Below are 219 nucleotides of genomic sequence, written 5' to 3' on the forward strand. Positions count from 1 at the left end.
ATAAAGACGGTTTTAAAACTTTTGTTTAATTTCGCAGTATATCTTTTTAAGACATCACCACAGATATCCCTATATTGGTCAAGTGCTGCTGATATGTTCATTGTAGCTCTTTGCGTGGACTAATTAGTCGCTCCTTAAAAAGTATATAATAAGTTATTTGCCAGTAAATTACACCTTCAATTATTTGCTTAATATTGCAGAATTTCGTATCTTGAAGTC

The organism is Dysgonomonas sp. 521 (assembly GCF_010501055.1).
Classification (GTDB): Bacteria; Bacteroidota; Bacteroidia; order Bacteroidales; family Dysgonomonadaceae; genus Dysgonomonas.